At 68.8% G+C, this 14,502-nt stretch carries 25 protein-coding genes; all 25 read right to left on the reverse strand.

The features are described 5' to 3' along the window. Nucleotides 1-39: 39 nt before the first annotated feature. The 25 genes from rplQ to rplB all read right to left on the reverse strand — a co-directional run bounded on the left by rplQ (nucleotide 40) and on the right by rplB (nucleotide 14,473). Entirely contained in the window at nucleotides 40-768 is a 729-nt protein-coding gene (gene rplQ / locus MF605_RS04205) for a 50S ribosomal protein L17, sunset domain variant (protein WP_078025925.1), read from the reverse strand. Nucleotides 769-843: 75 nt separating this feature from the next. Then, the gene (locus MF605_RS04210; protein ID WP_044659560.1) at nucleotides 844-1,842 is read right to left on the reverse strand and encodes a DNA-directed RNA polymerase subunit alpha; all 999 of its coding nucleotides are present in this window, start codon (nucleotides 1,840-1,842) and stop codon (nucleotides 844-846) included. A 132-nt stretch (nucleotides 1,843-1,974) separates the two neighbouring features. After that, nucleotides 1,975-2,379 (reverse strand): 30S ribosomal protein S11, encoded by a 405-nt coding sequence (rpsK, locus tag MF605_RS04215; protein WP_002857513.1) that lies wholly within the window; start codon nucleotides 2,377-2,379, stop codon nucleotides 1,975-1,977. An 83-nt stretch (nucleotides 2,380-2,462) separates the two neighbouring features. Continuing rightward, nucleotides 2,463-2,831 carry a 30S ribosomal protein S13 gene (gene rpsM, locus MF605_RS04220; RefSeq protein WP_017487821.1) on the reverse strand — a complete coding sequence of 123 codons (369 nt, stop codon included), beginning with the start codon at nucleotides 2,829-2,831 and terminating at the stop codon, nucleotides 2,463-2,465. Between the two features lie 274 nt (nucleotides 2,832-3,105). Continuing rightward, nucleotides 3,106-3,219: a 50S ribosomal protein L36 gene (gene rpmJ / locus MF605_RS04225; protein ID WP_002857509.1), complete on the reverse strand. Its 114-nt coding sequence runs from the start codon at nucleotides 3,217-3,219 to the stop codon at nucleotides 3,106-3,108. Nucleotides 3,220-3,254: 35 nt separating this feature from the next. Further along, a complete protein-coding gene (gene infA / locus MF605_RS04230; protein ID WP_010080397.1) occupies nucleotides 3,255-3,476 on the reverse strand; it encodes a translation initiation factor IF-1 in 222 nt (73 codons plus the stop codon). A gap of 204 nt (nucleotides 3,477-3,680) precedes the next feature. Next, a complete protein-coding gene (gene map, locus MF605_RS04235; protein ID WP_036317782.1) occupies nucleotides 3,681-4,523 on the reverse strand; it encodes a type I methionyl aminopeptidase in 843 nt (280 codons plus the stop codon). Nucleotides 4,524-4,527: 4 nt separating this feature from the next. Beyond that, a complete protein-coding gene (locus MF605_RS04240) occupies nucleotides 4,528-5,145 on the reverse strand; it encodes an adenylate kinase (protein WP_044659554.1) in 618 nt (205 codons plus the stop codon). A 51-nt stretch (nucleotides 5,146-5,196) separates the two neighbouring features. Further along, a complete protein-coding gene (gene secY / locus MF605_RS04245) occupies nucleotides 5,197-6,504 on the reverse strand; it encodes a preprotein translocase subunit SecY (protein WP_012751035.1) in 1,308 nt (435 codons plus the stop codon). A 165-nt stretch (nucleotides 6,505-6,669) separates the two neighbouring features. Then, on the reverse strand, nucleotides 6,670-7,122 hold the full coding sequence (gene rplO, locus MF605_RS04250) for a 50S ribosomal protein L15 (protein WP_036317776.1): 453 nt from the start codon (nucleotides 7,120-7,122) through the stop codon (nucleotides 6,670-6,672). Beyond that, nucleotides 7,115-7,339 (reverse strand): 50S ribosomal protein L30, encoded by a 225-nt coding sequence (gene rpmD / locus MF605_RS04255; protein WP_002857502.1) that lies wholly within the window; start codon nucleotides 7,337-7,339, stop codon nucleotides 7,115-7,117. The genes rplO and rpmD overlap by 8 nt, the downstream gene beginning before the upstream one ends. A 3-nt stretch (nucleotides 7,340-7,342) precedes the next feature. Next, the gene (rpsE, locus tag MF605_RS04260; protein ID WP_002857500.1) at nucleotides 7,343-8,092 is read right to left on the reverse strand and encodes a 30S ribosomal protein S5; all 750 of its coding nucleotides are present in this window, start codon (nucleotides 8,090-8,092) and stop codon (nucleotides 7,343-7,345) included. Continuing rightward, nucleotides 8,089-8,463 carry a 50S ribosomal protein L18 gene (rplR, locus tag MF605_RS04265; RefSeq protein WP_002857498.1) on the reverse strand — a complete coding sequence of 125 codons (375 nt, stop codon included), beginning with the start codon at nucleotides 8,461-8,463 and terminating at the stop codon, nucleotides 8,089-8,091. The genes rpsE and rplR overlap by 4 nt, the downstream gene beginning before the upstream one ends. After that, a complete protein-coding gene (gene rplF, locus MF605_RS04270; protein ID WP_036317775.1) occupies nucleotides 8,463-8,996 on the reverse strand; it encodes a 50S ribosomal protein L6 in 534 nt (177 codons plus the stop codon). The genes rplR and rplF overlap by 1 nt, the downstream gene beginning before the upstream one ends. A gap of 30 nt (nucleotides 8,997-9,026) precedes the next feature. Then, nucleotides 9,027-9,425 carry a 30S ribosomal protein S8 gene (gene rpsH, locus MF605_RS04275; RefSeq protein WP_002857494.1) on the reverse strand — a complete coding sequence of 133 codons (399 nt, stop codon included), beginning with the start codon at nucleotides 9,423-9,425 and terminating at the stop codon, nucleotides 9,027-9,029. A gap of 73 nt (nucleotides 9,426-9,498) precedes the next feature. Next, a complete protein-coding gene (gene rplE / locus MF605_RS04280) occupies nucleotides 9,499-10,074 on the reverse strand; it encodes a 50S ribosomal protein L5 (RefSeq protein WP_036317773.1) in 576 nt (191 codons plus the stop codon). Further along, nucleotides 10,074-10,415: a 50S ribosomal protein L24 gene (rplX, locus tag MF605_RS04285; protein ID WP_036317770.1), complete on the reverse strand. Its 342-nt coding sequence runs from the start codon at nucleotides 10,413-10,415 to the stop codon at nucleotides 10,074-10,076. The genes rplE and rplX overlap by 1 nt, the downstream gene beginning before the upstream one ends. A gap of 4 nt (nucleotides 10,416-10,419) precedes the next feature. Beyond that, a complete protein-coding gene (gene rplN, locus MF605_RS04290) occupies nucleotides 10,420-10,788 on the reverse strand; it encodes a 50S ribosomal protein L14 (protein ID WP_002857487.1) in 369 nt (122 codons plus the stop codon). 342 nt (nucleotides 10,789-11,130) lie between these two features. Next, nucleotides 11,131-11,412, reverse strand: coding sequence for a 30S ribosomal protein S17 (gene rpsQ / locus MF605_RS04295; RefSeq protein WP_036317768.1), 282 nt, complete (start codon nucleotides 11,410-11,412; stop codon nucleotides 11,131-11,133). Beyond that, complete coding sequence (gene rpmC, locus MF605_RS04300; RefSeq protein WP_036317766.1) at nucleotides 11,409-11,678, reverse strand: 50S ribosomal protein L29; 270 nt, start codon at nucleotides 11,676-11,678, stop codon at nucleotides 11,409-11,411. The genes rpsQ and rpmC overlap by 4 nt, the downstream gene beginning before the upstream one ends. Nucleotides 11,679-11,682: 4 nt before the next feature. After that, nucleotides 11,683-12,099, reverse strand: coding sequence for a 50S ribosomal protein L16 (gene rplP / locus MF605_RS04305; RefSeq protein WP_036317764.1), 417 nt, complete (start codon nucleotides 12,097-12,099; stop codon nucleotides 11,683-11,685). Then, entirely contained in the window at nucleotides 12,099-12,917 is an 819-nt protein-coding gene (gene rpsC / locus MF605_RS04310) for a 30S ribosomal protein S3 (RefSeq protein ID WP_002857479.1), read from the reverse strand. The genes rplP and rpsC overlap by 1 nt, the downstream gene beginning before the upstream one ends. Before the next feature lie 2 nt (nucleotides 12,918-12,919). Further along, on the reverse strand, nucleotides 12,920-13,285 hold the full coding sequence (gene rplV, locus MF605_RS04315; RefSeq protein ID WP_134416844.1) for a 50S ribosomal protein L22: 366 nt from the start codon (nucleotides 13,283-13,285) through the stop codon (nucleotides 12,920-12,922). A 51-nt stretch (nucleotides 13,286-13,336) separates the two neighbouring features. Then, nucleotides 13,337-13,618 carry a 30S ribosomal protein S19 gene (gene rpsS / locus MF605_RS04320; RefSeq protein ID WP_002857475.1) on the reverse strand — a complete coding sequence of 94 codons (282 nt, stop codon included), beginning with the start codon at nucleotides 13,616-13,618 and terminating at the stop codon, nucleotides 13,337-13,339. A 15-nt stretch (nucleotides 13,619-13,633) separates the two neighbouring features. Then, on the reverse strand, nucleotides 13,634-14,473 hold the full coding sequence (rplB, locus tag MF605_RS04325; protein WP_010080386.1) for a 50S ribosomal protein L2: 840 nt from the start codon (nucleotides 14,471-14,473) through the stop codon (nucleotides 13,634-13,636). Nucleotides 14,474-14,502 lie beyond the last annotated feature (29 nt).

A 14,502-nucleotide genomic window follows, 5' to 3' on the forward strand; every position in this document is an offset into this window, starting at 1 on the left:
GCGTCGTCACGGGGACGGACGCGGACTCCCGCGATGGCGTCAGGCCATCTTCTGGGCGGCCTCGCCACCGGCGGGCTCGAAGCCCGCGGCCTTGGCCTCCTCGACGGTGGAGAACCAGACCTCGGCGGTGGTCTGGTCATACCAGCGCGAGCCGGGGACGTGGTACTTCTTCGAGCTGGCGTTGCCCTTGATGGTGGCCTCGGCCGGAGCCGAGCCGTCCTCGGTGGTGGGCACGGCGCCGTCGATCTCGGCGGCGGTCTCCTGCGACTCGGCCACGGTGACCTCCTCGGTGGCGGCCGGGTCGACGGCCTCCACCGGGGTGGACTCGGCCGGGGCGGCCGGCGCGGACGCGGCGGCCTGCTCGGCCTCACGCACCACGGCCTGCTTGCCGGAGATCGGGTCCATGATCAGCTCGATCACGGCCATGGGCGCGTTGTCGCCATGGCGGTTGCCGATCTTGGTGATGCGGGTGTAGCCGCCGTTGCGCTCGGCCATCGCGGGGCCGATCACGGTGAACAGCTCGTGCACGACCGCCTTGTTGGTGCGGTTCTTGGCGGCGATGAGACCCTGCACCTTGCGGCGGGCCGGCAGATCGCCCTTCTTGGCGAAGGTGATCAGGCGCTCGGCGTAGGGGCGCAGGCGCTTGGCGCGGGTGAGCGTCGTGGTGATCGACTTGTGCTCGAACAGCTGGGCGGACATGTTCGCCAGCATGATGCGCTCGTGGGCCGGGCTGCCGCCCAGACGCGGACCCTTGGTGGGGGTAGGCATGGTGTTTCTCCTCGGGTGGGACCCTTCAGCCGGCTGCGGCGTCGGGTCGAAGATGTCAGGTGGTGCGGAATCGGCTCAGTAGTCCGAGAACGGGTCGTCGTCCATCTGGCGCGCGTGCGCCTGCGGGTCGTAGCCGGCCGGCGAGTCCTTGAGGGACAGGCCCAGCTCCTGGAGCTTCTCCTTGACCTCGTCGATGGACTTCGCGCCGAAGTTGCGGATGTCCATCAGGTCGGCCTCGGAACGGCCCACGAGCTCGCCCACGGTGTGGATGCCCTCGCGCTTGAGGCAGTTGTACGAGCGCACGGTGAGCTCGAGCTCCTCGATCGGCTGGGCCAGGTCGGCGGAGCCCTCGACGACCTCGGGCTCGTCACCCAGGTCGATGCCCTCGGCCTCGACGTTGAGCGAGCGGGCCAGGCCGAACAGCTCGACCAGGGTGGAGCCGGCAGAGGCCACCGCGTCACGCGGCAGCATGTTCTCCTTGGTCTCCACGTCCAGGATCAGACGGTCGAAGTCGGTGCGCTGCTCCACACGGGTGGCCTCGACCTTGAAGGTCACCTTGAGGACCGGGGAGTAGATGGAGTCGACCGGGATACGGCCGATCTCCGCGTCCGCGGACTTGTTCTGGGCGGCGGTCACGTAGCCGCGACCGCGCTCGATGGTCAGCTCCATGTCGAACTTGCCCTTCGCGTTCAGGGTCGCGATGTGCAGGTCCGGGTTGTGGATCTCGACGCCGGCCGGCGCGGTGATGTCCGCGGCGGTGACGACGCCGGCCCCCTGCTTGCGCAGGTAGGCCACCACGGGCTCGTCGTTCTCCGAGGAGACGGAGAGCTTCTTGATGTTGAGGATGATCTCGGTGACATCCTCCTTGACTCCGTTGACGGTGCTGAACTCGTGCAGCACGCCGTCCACGCGGATGCTGGTCACGGCAGCACCGGGGATCGACGAGAGCAGAGTGCGGCGCAGGGAGTTGCCGAGGGTGTAGCCGAAGCCGGGCTCCAGGGGCTCGATGACGAACCGGGAACGACGGTCGGAGACGACCTCTTCGGTCAGCGTGGGGCGCTGTGCAATGAGCACGGACATTTCCTTTCGGCGAGCGTCCGCCATATGACGCACGCGGTGGGTGGAAACGAGGACGGGGTGGGGGCAGGTCCGCAGACCTGTCCGCGTCCGCCCCGGGCGGGGGCGGACGCGGACACAGCGCTCAGGTCAGACGCGGCGGCGCTTCGCCGGGCGAGCGCCGTTGTGGGCCATGGGGGTGACGTCCTGGATGGACCCCACCTCGAGGCCGGCGGCCTGCAGGGAGCGGATGGCGGTCTCGCGGCCCGAGCCCGGACCCTTCACGAAGACGTCCACCTTCTTCATGCCGTGCTCCTGCGCACGCTTGGCGGCCTGCTCGGCGGCCATCTGCGCGGCGTACGGGGTCGACTTGCGCGACCCCTTGAAGCCGACCTCGCCGGACGAGGCCCAGGAGATGACGGCACCCGTGGTGTCCGTGATGGACACGATGGTGTTGTTGAACGTGCTCTTGATGTGGGCCTGGCCCACGGTGATGTTCTTGTTGGCCTTGCGACGCGGCTTGCGGGCAGCCGATGCGCGAGTCTTGGGGGGCATGTGATTCTCCTCCGGGAAAGCTGCTGGTGCTGATGCTGCGGGCGGGGCGTCCGGACGTGGACGCGGTCACCGCCGGTGCAGGATCACTTCTTCTTGCCGGCGACCGTCTTCTTGGGGCCCTTGCGGGTACGGGCGTTGGTCTTCGTGCGCTGGCCGCGCACCGGCAGGCCGCGGCGGTGGCGCAGGCCCTCGTAGGAGCCGATCTCCACCTTGCGACGGATGTCGGCGGCCACCTCGCGGCGGAGGTCGCCCTCCACCTTGTAGCTGCCCTCGATGTGGTCGCGCAGCTGCACCAGCTGCTCGTCGGAGAGGTCCTTCACGCGGATGTTCGGGTCGATGCCCGTGGCGGCGAGGGTCTCCTCAGCGCGGGTCTTGCCCACACCGTAGATGTACGTGAGTGCGATGATCACGCGCTTCTCGCGCGGAATGTCAACGCCTGCAAGACGAGCCATGTGGCCGTCCTCCTGTTCTTCTGCAGCAGGGGTCTGCACCAGGGACGTCCCGCACGACGCGGCACTGGGCCTCGCGGACCCGTCGTCGCGGCGCCGGGGAAGATCCGGCGTGCTCCGCGGCGGGCGTCCGCCGTCGTCGGTCTCCGGCCCCTGCGGCCGGAGGTGGGGGCCCTCCCCTCACGGGGTGGACCGCTGTCCCTGCTGTTCGGCCCGATGGCCGGTGGGTGGTGTGGTCAACGCGACGGCGTCGCTCCCCGGGCTCCCGGGGAGGCGATCAGCCCTGGCGCTGCTTGTGGCGCGGGTTCGAGCAGATCACCAGCACGCGGCCCTTACGGCGCACGACCTGGCACTTGTCACAAATCCGCTTCACGCTCGGCTGAACCTTCACGGCTCTTCCTCCTGCGCTCGCTTGGACGGGGGTTCTTACTTGTATCGGTACACGATCCGACCCCGGTTGAGGTCGTACGGGCTAAGCTCCACCACGACGCGATCCTCGGGGAGGATGCGGATGTAGTGCTGACGCATCTTTCCGGAGATCGTGGCGAGCACGACGTGCTCGTTCTGCAGACGGACCCGGAACATCGCGTTCGGCAATGCCTCCGACACCGTGCCCTCGACCTCGATGACACCTTCCTTCTTAGCCATGTCCTCCACAATCGTCATGCCCCGGGCACGGCCGCGGAGGGCCGGGTGACGGGGCGGGAACGGGTCTGCTCGCCGGCGCACACGAGTGCGCGCACACGAACAACATTCGACGATACCGCATTCTCGGTCTGAGAACCAGCACAGACGACGACGGCCGCCCGGTCCGCCGGACGGGCGGGACGGACGGCCGACAGCTCGGGCCGCTCACTCCCCCGGCGGGACCGGGACCACGCCGAACCGGGCGAGCTCGGAGGCGCCGCCGTCGGGCGCGGTGAGCACCCACACACCGCCGTCGTGCCGGCAGACCGAGTGCTCCCACTGGCTGGCGCGGGCGCCGTCGAGGGTCACCACGGTCCAGTCGTCCGCGAGCACCTTCGTGTCGATGGAGCCACGCACCAGCATCGGCTCGATGGCGAGCGCCAGACCGGGGCGGATCTTGGGGCCCCGGTGGCCGGTGCGGTAGTTGAACACGTCCGGGGGCAGGTGCATGGCCGAGCCGATGCCGTGCCCCACGTACTCCTCGAGGATGCCGAGCTCCTCGCCCGGCTGCGCCGAGACGAAGTCGTCGATGGCGTCCCCGATGTCCCCGACATGGGTGGCGGACGCGAAGGCCGCGATGCCGACCCAGAGCGCCTCCCGCGTGATCGCCGAGAGGCGCTCGTCGGCCGGGTCCGCGGTGCCGGCCGCGGAGGAGCCCAGGATCACCGTGCGGGCCGAGTCGGCGTGCCAGCCGTCCACGATCGCGCCCCCGTCGACCTTCAGCACGTCGCCGGTCTGCAGGACCCGGTCCCCGGGGATGCCGTGCACGACCTCGTCGTTGACCGAGGTGCAGATCGAGGCCGGGAAGTCGTAGTAGCCCAGGAAGTTGGAGGTCGCACCGCGCTCGGCCAGGACGCCCGCGAACACGGCGTCCAGCTCCGCGGTGGTGACGCCCGGCGCGGCCGCGGTCAGCGTGGCGTCCAGGGCCTCGGACAGGACCACCCCCGCGCGCTGCATGGCCTGCAGCTGGGGGGCGGTCTTGAGCTCGAGCGAGCGGCGGCCGATCACGGGGTCAGGACTCCGCGCCCGGCTGGATCACGGGCAGGGAGCCCGTGGCTGCGCGCACGGAGTACACGGCCTGCAGCAGGCGCTCGGTGACGTCGTCGATCTGCCCGGTGCCGTCCACGCGGGCGACGATGCCGCGCTCCACGTACTCCTGGATGACGGACTCGGTCTCGCGGTGGTACAGGTCCAGGCGGTGCTCGATGACCTCCTGGGTGTCGTCCGCGCGGCCCTCGATCTCGGCACGCTTGAGCAGGCGCTCCACGAGCTCCTCGTCGGGCACCTCCAGCTCGACGACGGCGGACAGCGACAGGCCGGCCTCGGCGAGCATGGCGTCCAGCGCCTCGACCTGGCCCTTCGTGCGCGGGTAGCCGTCCAGCAGGAAGCCGTGCTCCGCATCGGCCTGGGCGATGCGGTCCGCGACCATGCGGTTCGTGACCTCATCGGGGACGAAGTCGCCGTTGTCGATGTACTTCTTGGCCTCGACGCCGAGCGGCGTCATCGACTTCACGTTGTGGCGGAAGATGTCACCGGTGGAGATCGGGACGATCCCCAGCTTGTCGGCGATCCGGGCGGCCTGGGTGCCCTTGCCGGAACCGGGAGGGCCCATGAGCAGCATGCGGGTCATCGTGTGTTCCTCACTGTCGATACGGACGGCGTTGCGGGATCGGGTCGGGGCTCAGCGCAGCAGGCCCTCGTAGTGGCGCTGCTCCATCTGTGCGCTGACCTGCTTCACGGTCTGGAGGCCGACGCCCACCATGATGAGGATGGACGTGCCGCCGAGCGGGAAGTTCTGGCTGGTGCCGATCACCGCGAAGGCGATCAGCGGGATCATGGCCACGATACCGAGGTAGAGGGCACCCACGAACGTGATGCGGCTGATGACGTACTGCAGGTAACGCTCGGTGGGCCGGCCGGCGCGGACGCCGGGGATGAAGCCGCCGTAGCGCTTCATGTTGTCCGAGATCTCCACCGGGTTGAACGTGATGGACACGTAGAAGTACGTGAAGCCGATGATGAGCAGGAAGTACAGGGCCATGTACACCGGGTGGTCACCGGAGCCGAAGTACCGGCTCAGCCACGTGATCCACGGGGCCGGCGCACTGCCGTCCTGCGGCGTGTTGAACTGGATGAGGATGCCCGGGAGCATCAGCACGGAGGAGGCGAAGATGACCGGGATGACGTTGGCCATGTTCACCTTGACCGGGATGTAGGTGCTCGACCCGCCCACGGTCCGTGAGCCGATCTGCCGCTTGGCGTACTGGACCGGGATCCGGCGCTGCGACTCCTCCACGAAGACGATGGCCAGCATGGTGAGCAGGCCGATCCCCATGACGATCGCGAACACGCGCCAGCCCTGCGTCTGGACCACCTGGCCGAGGCCGGCCGGGAAGCCCGCCGCGATGGAGGTGAAGATCAGCAGGGACATGCCGTTGCCCACGCCGTTCTCGGTGATCCGCTCGCCGAACCACATGACGATGAGACAGCCGGTGGTCAGGGCGATGACCACGAGCAGCACCGTGAGGATGGAGCCGTCGCGCAGCAGCGGCAGGCTGCATCCGAGCAGCGCCCCGGTGCGGGCCAGCGAGGCCATCGTGGTCGCCTGCAGCAGGGCGAGGGCGAGGGTCAGGTAACGGGTGTACTGCGTCAGCGTCGCCTGGCCCTGCGGGCCCTCCTGGTGGAGCTGCTCGAAGCGCGGGATCACCACGCGCAGCAGCTGCACGATGATCGACGCCGTGATGTAGGGCATGATGCCGAGCGCGAAGACGGACACCTGCAGGAGCGCCCCGCCCGAGAACATGTTCACGAAGGAGTACAGGCCGCCCTGGGCGTTGCCCGCCGCGAGGCACTGCTGCACCGCCGGGTAGTCCACCCCGGGGGCCGGCACGAAGGCGCCCATCCGGTAGACGGCGATGAGCCCGAGCGTGAAGGCGATCTTCCGCAACAGGTCAGGCGTCCGGACGATCCGGGCGATGGCCTTGAGCACGAGTCCTCCTGCGGTGGTCCTGTGGGGCGCGCGCCGGCCGCGGGGCGGGGCACGAGACGGCGGCCACACCGGGGCGGCCGCTGTGCGAGTCTACACGGACGGACCGAGGGCCCTGGCCCGGAGCGGCTGCTCCGGGCCAGGGCCCTCGGTCGATGGGTCGGCGTGTCAGAGGGTCTCGGTGGACCCGCCGGCGGCCTGGATCTTCTCCACGGCGGACGAGGAGAAGGCGTTCGCCTTCACCTGCACGGCCGAGGTGATCTCCCCCGTGCCCAGCACCTTGACGGGCTGGCCGCGACGGACGAGGCCCTTGGACACGAGCGCGTCCACGGTGACCTCACCGCCCTCGGGGAAGTGCGCGGAGAGCTTGTCCAGGTTCACGACCTGGTACTCCGTGCGGAACGGGTTCTTGAAGCCGCGGAGCTTCGGCAGACGCATCTGCAGGGGCAGCTGGCCGCCCTCGAAGCCCGCACGGACCTGGTAACGGGCCTTGGTGCCCTTGGTGCCGCGACCGGCGGTCTTGCCCTTCGACGCCTCACCGCGACCCACGCGGGTCTTGGCGGTCTTGGCACCGGGGGCCGGACGCAGGTCGTGGACCTTGATGGCGTCGTTGTCAGCCATTGTTGACCTCCTCCACGGACACCAGGTGCGGCACGGTGTTGACCATGCCGACCGTCACCGCGTCGGCCTTGCGGGTGACCTGGTGGCCGATCCGCTTCAGGCCCAGCGAGCGCAGGGTGTCCCGATGGTTCTGCTTGGAGCCCGTGACGCCGCGGGTCTGGGTGATGACCAGGGTGGCGTCCGAGGGCTGGATGTTCTTGCGAGTGGGCTCAAACACGGCTCACGCACCTGCCTTCGCGCTCTTCTGGGCGCGATCGTTCTCCATGGTGCGCAGCATCGCATGGGGGGCGATCTCGTCCAGGGCCTTGCCGCGGCGGGCGGCGACGGCCTGGGGCTCTTCCAGCTTCTTGAGTGCGTCCACGGTGCCGCGCACGATGTTGATCGCGTTCACGGAGCCCATGGACTTGGACAGCACGTCGTGGATGCCGGCGCACTCGAGCACGGCGCGCACCGGACCGCCGGCGATCACGCCGGTACCCGGGGAGGCCGGGCGGAGCAGCACGACGCCGGCGGCGTCCTCACCCTGCACCAGGTGCGGGATGGTGGAGCCGACGCGGGGGACGCGGAAGAAGGACTTCTTGGCCTCCTCCACGGCCTTCTGGATCGCGGCGGGGACCTCCTTCGCCTTGCCGTAGCCGACGCCGACGGTGCCGTCGCCGTCACCCACCACCACGAGGGCGGTGAAGGAGAAGCGGCGGCCGCCCTTGACGACCTTGGAGACGCGGTTGATGCCCACGACGCGCTCGAGGAACTGGTCCTTCTCGTCGTCCTGGGCGCCACGACGGTTGCGGTCGTCGCGACGGCCGCCACGACGATCGCCGTCACGGCCACCGCGGCCGCCGTCGCGACCGCCGCGGCCACCGGTGGCGCGCTCGGTGGTCTGGCTCGCCGAGCCCGACCCGGTCTCGGAGACGGTGGTCTCGGTGCTCTCGGTCACCTGAGTGTCCTTCTGGTTGATGTTCTCGGTCACAGCTGCAGCCCACCCTCTCGCGCACCGTCGGCCACGGCCGCGACGCGCCCGTGGTACTTGTTGCCGCCGCGGTCGAAGACCACGGCCTCGATGCCGGCCGCCTTGGCACGCTCGGCGACGAGCTCGCCCACGCGCTTGGCCTTGGCCGTCTTGTCGCCCTCGAGCGCACGCACGTCGGCCTCCATGGTGGAGGCGTACGCGAGCGTGCGGCTCTGCGTGTCGTCCACGACCTGCACGAACATGTGCCGTGCAGAGCGGTTGACGACGAGGCGGGGACGGACGGTGGTGCCGGAGATCCGCTTGCGCACCCGGAGGTGGCGGCGGGTGCGGGCGTTGAACTTGCCCTTGCCCTTCACCTTCAGAGTAGACATCACTTACCTGCCTTTCCGGCCTTGCGGCGGATCTGCTCGCCCGCGTAGCGCACGCCCTTGCCCTTGTACGGGTCGGGGCGGCGCAGCTTGCGGATGTTGGCGGCGGTCTCGCCGACCTGCTGCTTGTCGATACCGGCGACGGTGACCTTGTTGCCCTCCACCGTGAAGGTGATGCCCTGGGGCGCCTTCACCGGGACGGGGTGGGAGTAGCCCAGGGCGAACTCGAGGTCCTGGCCCTTGGCCTGCACGCGGTAGCCGGTGCCGACGACCTCGAGCTGCTTGGAGAAGCCGTTGGTCACGCCCTCGACCATGTTGCTGATGAGGGTGCGGGTCAGACCGTGCAGGGAACGGGACTCACGCTCGTCGTCGGGGCGGGCCACGGTGACCTGCCCCTCCTCGAGGGTGACCGTGATGGGCGTGGGCAGCGAGTGCTCGAGCTGGCCCTTGGGGCCCTTCACGGAGACGCGGTCGCCGTCGATGGTCACATCGACGCCGGCGGGGATGGTGATCGGGAGACGTCCGATTCGAGACATGTCAGTTCAGCCTTTCTTCCGTCTTGCCCGTCACCAGACGTAGGCGAGGACTTCTCCGCCCACGCCCTTCTTGGCGGCCTGCTGGTTCGTGAGGAGACCAGAGGAGGTGGACAGGATGGCGATGCCGAGGCCGCCCAGCACGTGGGGCAGGTTCGTGGACTTCGCGTACACGCGCAGGCCCGGCTTGGAGATGCGGCGCAGGCCGGCGATCGCACGCTCACGCTGCGGGCCGAACTTCAGGTCGATGGTCAGCTTCTTGCCGACCTCGGCCTCCTCCTCGCGCCAGTCCTGGATGTAGCCCTCGGCCTTGAGGATCTCGGCGACGCGAGTCTTCAGCTTCGAGGACGGCATGGACACGGTGTCGTGGTAGGCCGAGTTTGCGTTGCGCAGACGGGTCAGCATGTCTGCGACGGGATCGGTCATGGTCATGTGGGCTTCACGCCCTTTCTCGCCGTGGTTTCCGCCACCGGTTCACCGGTGGAGGACCTGTGGCGTGGAGGTCTTACTGGTCGGTCTTGAACGGGAAGCCCAGCGCCTTCAGCAGCGCGCGGCCCTCGTCGTCGTTCTTGGCGGTCGTCACCACGGTGATGTCCATGCCGCGCACGCGGTCGATCTTGTCCTGATCGATCTCGTGGAACACGGTCTGCTCGGACAGGCCGAAGGTGTAGTTGCCGTTGCCGTCGAACTGGCGGTCGGACAGGCCGCGGAAGTCACGGATGCGCGGCAGCGCGAGCGTGACCAGGCGGTCCAGGAACTCCCACATGCGGTCGCCACGGAGCGTGGCGTGCGTGCCGATGGGCATGCCCTCACGCAGCTTGAACTGCGCGATGGACTTGCGGGCCTTGGTGATCATCGGCTTCTGGCCGGTGATGGCGGTGAGGTCGGCGACCGCGCCGTCGATGATCTTGGAGTCCTTGGCGGCCTCGCCGACGCCCATGTTGACGACGACCTTCACGAGACCCGGCACCTGCATGACGTTCCCGTACTGGAACTGCTCCTGCAGGGCGCCGCGGATCTCGTCGCGGTACTTGGTCTTCAGACGCGGGGTGACCTTCTCGGTCTGCTGCACCTCGGTCATCACAGCTCCTTCCCCGAGGCCTTGGCGAAGCGGACCTTCACGGTCTTGCTCACGCCGTCCTTCTCGACGGTCTCGAAGCGGTAGCCCACACGGGTCGGCTTCTTGGTCTCCGGGTCCACCACGGCCACGTTCGAGATGTGGATCGGGGCCTCGACGACCTGCAGGCCGCCCTCGGTGGAACCGTTGTTGTCCTGGCCGGCGCGCAGGTGCTTGGTCACGCGGTTCACGCCCTCGACGAGCACGCGCTCATCCGCCGGGAACACGCGCAGGACCTTGCCCTGCTTGCCCTTGTCCTTGCCACTGATGACCTGGACGAGGTCGTCCTTCTTGATCTTGGCCATGAGGTCAGATCACCTCCGGGGCGAGCGACACGATCTTCATGAACTTCTTGTCACGCAGCTCGCGACCCACGGGGCCGAAGATGCGCGTGCCACGGGGCTCGCCGTCGGTCTTCAGGATGACCGCCGCGTTCTCGTCGAACTTGATGTACGAGCCGTCGGGACGGCGGGACTGCTTGCGGGTGCGGACCACCACGGCCTTGACGACGTCGCCCTTCTTGACGTTGCCGCCGGGGATGGCGTCCTTCACGGTGGCGACGATGGTGTCGCCGATGCCTGCGTAGCGGCGTCCGGAACCGCCGAGAACACGGATGGTCAGGATTTCCTTCGCACCGGTGTTGTCGGCGACCTTGAGCCGCGACTCCTGCTGGATCACTTGTCTCTCCTAGCGTCGCGCCGGTTCTCCCCCACGATGGGCGAGCCTTGCGGAACGGTTGAACGGGCATCCCGGGACGCTTACCCCTCCCCCGAGGCGGGCCGCCCGCCGTCGTCCCCCGGCGACGCGTGTTCAGACAGCGTCGGGGAGGTCGAGAGCGGAGGGGCGCGCAGGGCAGGGCCGAGGCGGATCCGGGATCGGCGTGCGCGGCCCTCGGCACACAGGATGGATGGTCCTGCCAACGAGAGGGCGCACGAATATCAGAGTCTAACGCACAAGGCCGCCCCGTGCCAGTGCACGGGGCGGCCCTCTGCGTCGCCGGCCCTCAGGGGGCCGGGTCGATCACTTGGCGCGCTCGACGATCTCCACCAGACGCCACCGCTTGGAGGCGGACAGCGGGCGGGTCTCGGCGAGGCGGACGCGGTCGCCCACGCCGGCGGTGTTGTCCTCGTCGTGCGCCTTCACGCGCTTCGAGGTCTTCAGCACCTTGCCGTAGAGCGAGTGCTTCTTGCGGTCCTCGACCTCGACGACGATGGTCTTGTCCATCTTGTCGGAGACGACGATGCCACGGAGGGCCTTGCGGTAGCCGCGCTCCTCGGAGACGGCCGGGGTCTGCTCGGTCACTTGGCAGCCTCCTCGTTCTTCTCGGCCTGCGCCTCGGCGGCGACATCGCCGCGGATGCCCAGCTCGCGCTCGCGCAGGATCGTGTAGATGCGCGCGATGTCACGCTTGACGGCCTTCAGCCGGCTGGCGTTGTCCAGCTGACCGGTGGCGGCCTGGAAGCGCAGGTTGAACAGCTCCTCCTTGGAGGACTTCAGGGCCTCCAGCAGGCGGGCGTTGTCCATCCCGTCCAGGGACTCGACGTTCAGATCCTTGGTGCCGATCGCCATGGGATCACTCACCACCCTCTCGACGGATGATACGGGCCTTCAGCGGCAGCTTGTGGATGGCCAGGCGGAGCGCCTCGCGGGCGACGTCCTCCGTGACACCCGACAGCTCGAAGAGCACGCGTCCGGGCTTGACGTTGGCGACCCACCACTCCGGCGAGCCCTTGCCGGAGCCCATGCGGGTCTCGGCGGGCTTCTTGGTGAGCGGACGGTCCGGGTAGATGTTGATCCAGACCTTGCCGCCACGCTTGATGTAGCGGGTCATGGCGATACGGGCGGCCTCGATCTGACGGTTGGTCACATAGGCCGGCGTGAGCGCCTGGATGCCCCACTCGCCGAACGTCACGGTGGTGCCGCCCTTGGCGGCGCCGGAACGCTTGGGGTGGTGCTGCTTGCGGTGCTTGACGCGACGGGGGATCAGCATCAGGCGTTGCCTCCTTCAGCGGGAGCGGCGGCCGGGGTCTCGGCGCCGGCGCCGGCGTTCTCCTGGCGGGGAGCACGCTCGGCGCGATCGTTGCGACGACGACGCTCACCGCCGCCACGGCGCTCGCCGCCACGGCCACGGCCGGAGGGCTGCGCGGCCTCCTTGGCCGCGAGCTCCTTGGCGGTCAGGTCGCCCTTGTAGATCCAGACCTTCACGCCGATGCGGCCGAAGGTGGTCTTGGCCTCGAACTTGCCGAAGTCGATGTTCGCGCGGAGGGTGTGCAGCGGCACGCGACCCTCGCGGTAGAACTCCGAGCGGCTCATCTCGGCGCCGCCGAGGCGGCCGGAGCACTGGATGCGGATGCCCTGCGCGCCGGCGCGCATGGCGGACTGGATCGCCTTCTTCATCGCGCGGCGGAACGCCACGCGCGAGGCGAGCTGCTCGGCCACACCCTGCGCCACCAGCTGGGCATCGGTCTCGGGGTTCTTGACCTCGAGGATGTTCAGCTGGATCTGCTTGCCGGTGAGCTTCTCGAGCTCACCGCGGATGCGGTCAGCCTCGGCGCCGCGGCGGCCGATCACGATGCCCGGACGCGCGGTGTGGATGTCCACGCGCACGCGGTCACGGGTGCGCTCGATCTCCACCTTGGAGATGCCGGCGCGCTCCATGCCGGTGGTCATCAGCTCGCGGATCTTGACGTCCTCCTTGAGGAAGTCAGCGTAGCGCTGGCCCTCCTTGTGGGAGTCCGCGAACCAGTGCGAGACGTGGTCGGTGGTGATGCCGAGGCGGAACCCGTTGGGGTTGATCTTCTGGCCCATTGTCAGTTCCCACCCTTCTCGTCCTTGGACGCGACGACCACGGTCACGTGGCTCGTGCGCTTGTTGATGCGGTACGCGCGGCCCTGAGCACGGGGCTGGAACCGCTTCATGGTCGGGCCCTTGTCCACGAAGGCCTCGGTGATGTAGAGGGCGTCCTCGTCGAAGGCCTGGCCCTCGCGGTCCGCCTTGACGCGGGCGTTCGCCACCGCGGAGGCCACCAGCTTGTACACCGGCTCCGAAGCGCCCTGCTGGGCGAACTTCAGGATGGCCAGTGCTTCGGTGGCCTGCTTGCCACGGACCAGGTCGACGACGCGCCGGGCCTTCATCGGCGTCACGCGCAGGTGGCGCGCAATTGCCTTGGCTTCCATTGCTTCTCTCTTTCGATTCTCGAGAAGGTCAAGCGTGCTGTGCCCTCAGGCTCAGCGGCGCTTGCCCTTCTTGTCGTCCTTCACGTGGCCGCGGTAGGTCCGGGTCGGGGCGAACTCGCCCAGCTTGTGACCCACCATGGACTCGGTGACGAACACCGGGACGTGCTTGCGTCCGTCGTGGACCGCGATGGTGTGACCCAGCATGTCCGGGATGATCATCGACCGGCGGGACCAGGTCTTGATGACGTTCTTGCTGCCCTTCTCGTTCTCGGCCAGAACCTTCAGGTAGAGGTGCTGATCGACGAAGGGGCCCTTCTTCAGGCTGCGAGGCATGTCTTCCCTGCTCCCTTATCGCTTGTTCTTGCCGGTACGACGGCGACGCACGATGAGCTTGTCGCTTTCCTTGTTCGGACGACGCGTGCGGCCCTCGGGCTTGCCGTTCCGGTTGACGGGGTGACGACCGCCGGAGGTCTTGCCCTCGCCACCGCCGTGCGGGTGGTCGACCGGGTTCATGACGACGCCACGGACGGTCGGGCGGACGCCCTTCCAGCGCATGCGGCCGGCCTTGCCCCAGTTGATGTTCGACTGCTCGGCGTTGCCGACCTCGCCGATCGTGGCGCGGCAGCGCACGTCGACGTTGCGGATCTCACCGGAGGGCAGGCGCAGCTGGGCGTACTTGCCCTCGCGGGCGACCAGCTGCACGGACGCGCCGGCGGAGCGGGCCATCTTGGCGCCGCCGCCGGGGCGCAGCTCCACCGCGTGGATGGTGGTGCCCACGGGGATGTTGCGCATCGGCAGGTTGTTGCCGGGCTTGATGTCGGCGTTCGGGCCGGCCTCGACCACGTCGCCCTGCTTCAGCTTGGCCGGGGCCAGGATGTAGCGCTTGGCGCCGTCCGCGTAGTGCAGCAGCGCGATGCGGGCGGTGCGGTTCGGGTCGTACTCGATGTGCGCGACGGTGGCGGGCACGCCGTCCTTGTCGTGGCGACGGAAGTCGACCAGGCGGTACTGGCGCTTGTGGCCGCCGCCCTTGTGACGGGTGGTGATGCGACCGGTGTTGTTGCGGCCGCCGGTCTTGTGCAGCGGACGGAGAAGGGACTTCTCCGGCGTGGACCGGGTGATCTCTGCGAAGTCGGCCACGGACGAGCCACGCAGGCCCGGGGTGGTCGGCTTGTACTTACGGATAGCCATGTGTCAGTTCCTCGATTAAGTGGTCTCCG

Source organism: Micrococcus luteus, from assembly GCF_022664405.1.
Classification (GTDB): domain Bacteria; phylum Actinomycetota; class Actinomycetes; order Actinomycetales; family Micrococcaceae; genus Micrococcus; species Micrococcus luteus.

Bases quoted from the DNA above. Each gene is read 5' to 3' on its own strand.
- rplQ (WP_078025925.1), bottom strand. From the start codon at position 768: ATGCCTACCCCCACCAAGGGTCCGCGTCTGGGCGGCAGCCCGGCCCAC.
- rpsK (WP_002857513.1), bottom strand. From the start codon at position 2,379: ATGCCCCCCAAGACTCGCGCATCGGCTGCCCGCAAGCCGCGTCGCAAG.
- rpsM (WP_017487821.1), bottom strand. From the start codon at position 2,831: ATGGCTCGTCTTGCAGGCGTTGACATTCCGCGCGAGAAGCGCGTGATC.
- infA (WP_010080397.1), bottom strand. From the start codon at position 3,476: ATGGCTAAGAAGGAAGGTGTCATCGAGGTCGAGGGCACGGTGTCGGAG.
- MF605_RS04240 (WP_044659554.1), bottom strand. From the start codon at position 5,145: ATGACCCGCATGCTGCTCATGGGCCCTCCCGGTTCCGGCAAGGGCACC.
- rplO (WP_036317776.1), bottom strand. From the start codon at position 7,122: ATGGCTGACAACGACGCCATCAAGGTCCACGACCTGCGTCCGGCCCCC.
- rplR (WP_002857498.1), bottom strand. From the start codon at position 8,463: ATGTCTACTCTGAAGGTGAAGGGCAAGGGCAAGTTCAACGCCCGCACC.
- rplF (WP_036317775.1), bottom strand. From the start codon at position 8,996: ATGTCTCGAATCGGACGTCTCCCGATCACCATCCCCGCCGGCGTCGAT.
- rpsH (WP_002857494.1), bottom strand. From the start codon at position 9,425: ATGACCATGACCGATCCCGTCGCAGACATGCTGACCCGTCTGCGCAAC.
- rplE (WP_036317773.1), bottom strand. From the start codon at position 10,074: ATGACCGAGGTGCAGCAGACCGAGAAGGTCACCCCGCGTCTGAAGACC.
- rplX (WP_036317770.1), bottom strand. From the start codon at position 10,415: ATGGCCAAGATCAAGAAGGACGACCTCGTCCAGGTCATCAGTGGCAAG.
- rpmC (WP_036317766.1), bottom strand. From the start codon at position 11,678: ATGGCGATCGGCACCAAGGATCTGAACGTCGAGTCCCTGGACGGGATG.
- rplP (WP_036317764.1), bottom strand. From the start codon at position 12,099: ATGCTGATCCCCCGTCGCGTCAAGCACCGCAAGCAGCACCACCCCAAG.
- rpsC (WP_002857479.1), bottom strand. From the start codon at position 12,917: ATGGGCCAGAAGATCAACCCCAACGGGTTCCGCCTCGGCATCACCACC.
- rplV (WP_134416844.1), bottom strand. From the start codon at position 13,285: ATGGAAGCCAAGGCAATTGCGCGCCACCTGCGCGTGACGCCGATGAAG.
- rpsS (WP_002857475.1), bottom strand. From the start codon at position 13,618: ATGCCTCGCAGCCTGAAGAAGGGCCCCTTCGTCGATCAGCACCTCTAC.
- rplB (WP_010080386.1), bottom strand. From the start codon at position 14,473: ATGGCTATCCGTAAGTACAAGCCGACCACCCCGGGCCTGCGTGGCTCG.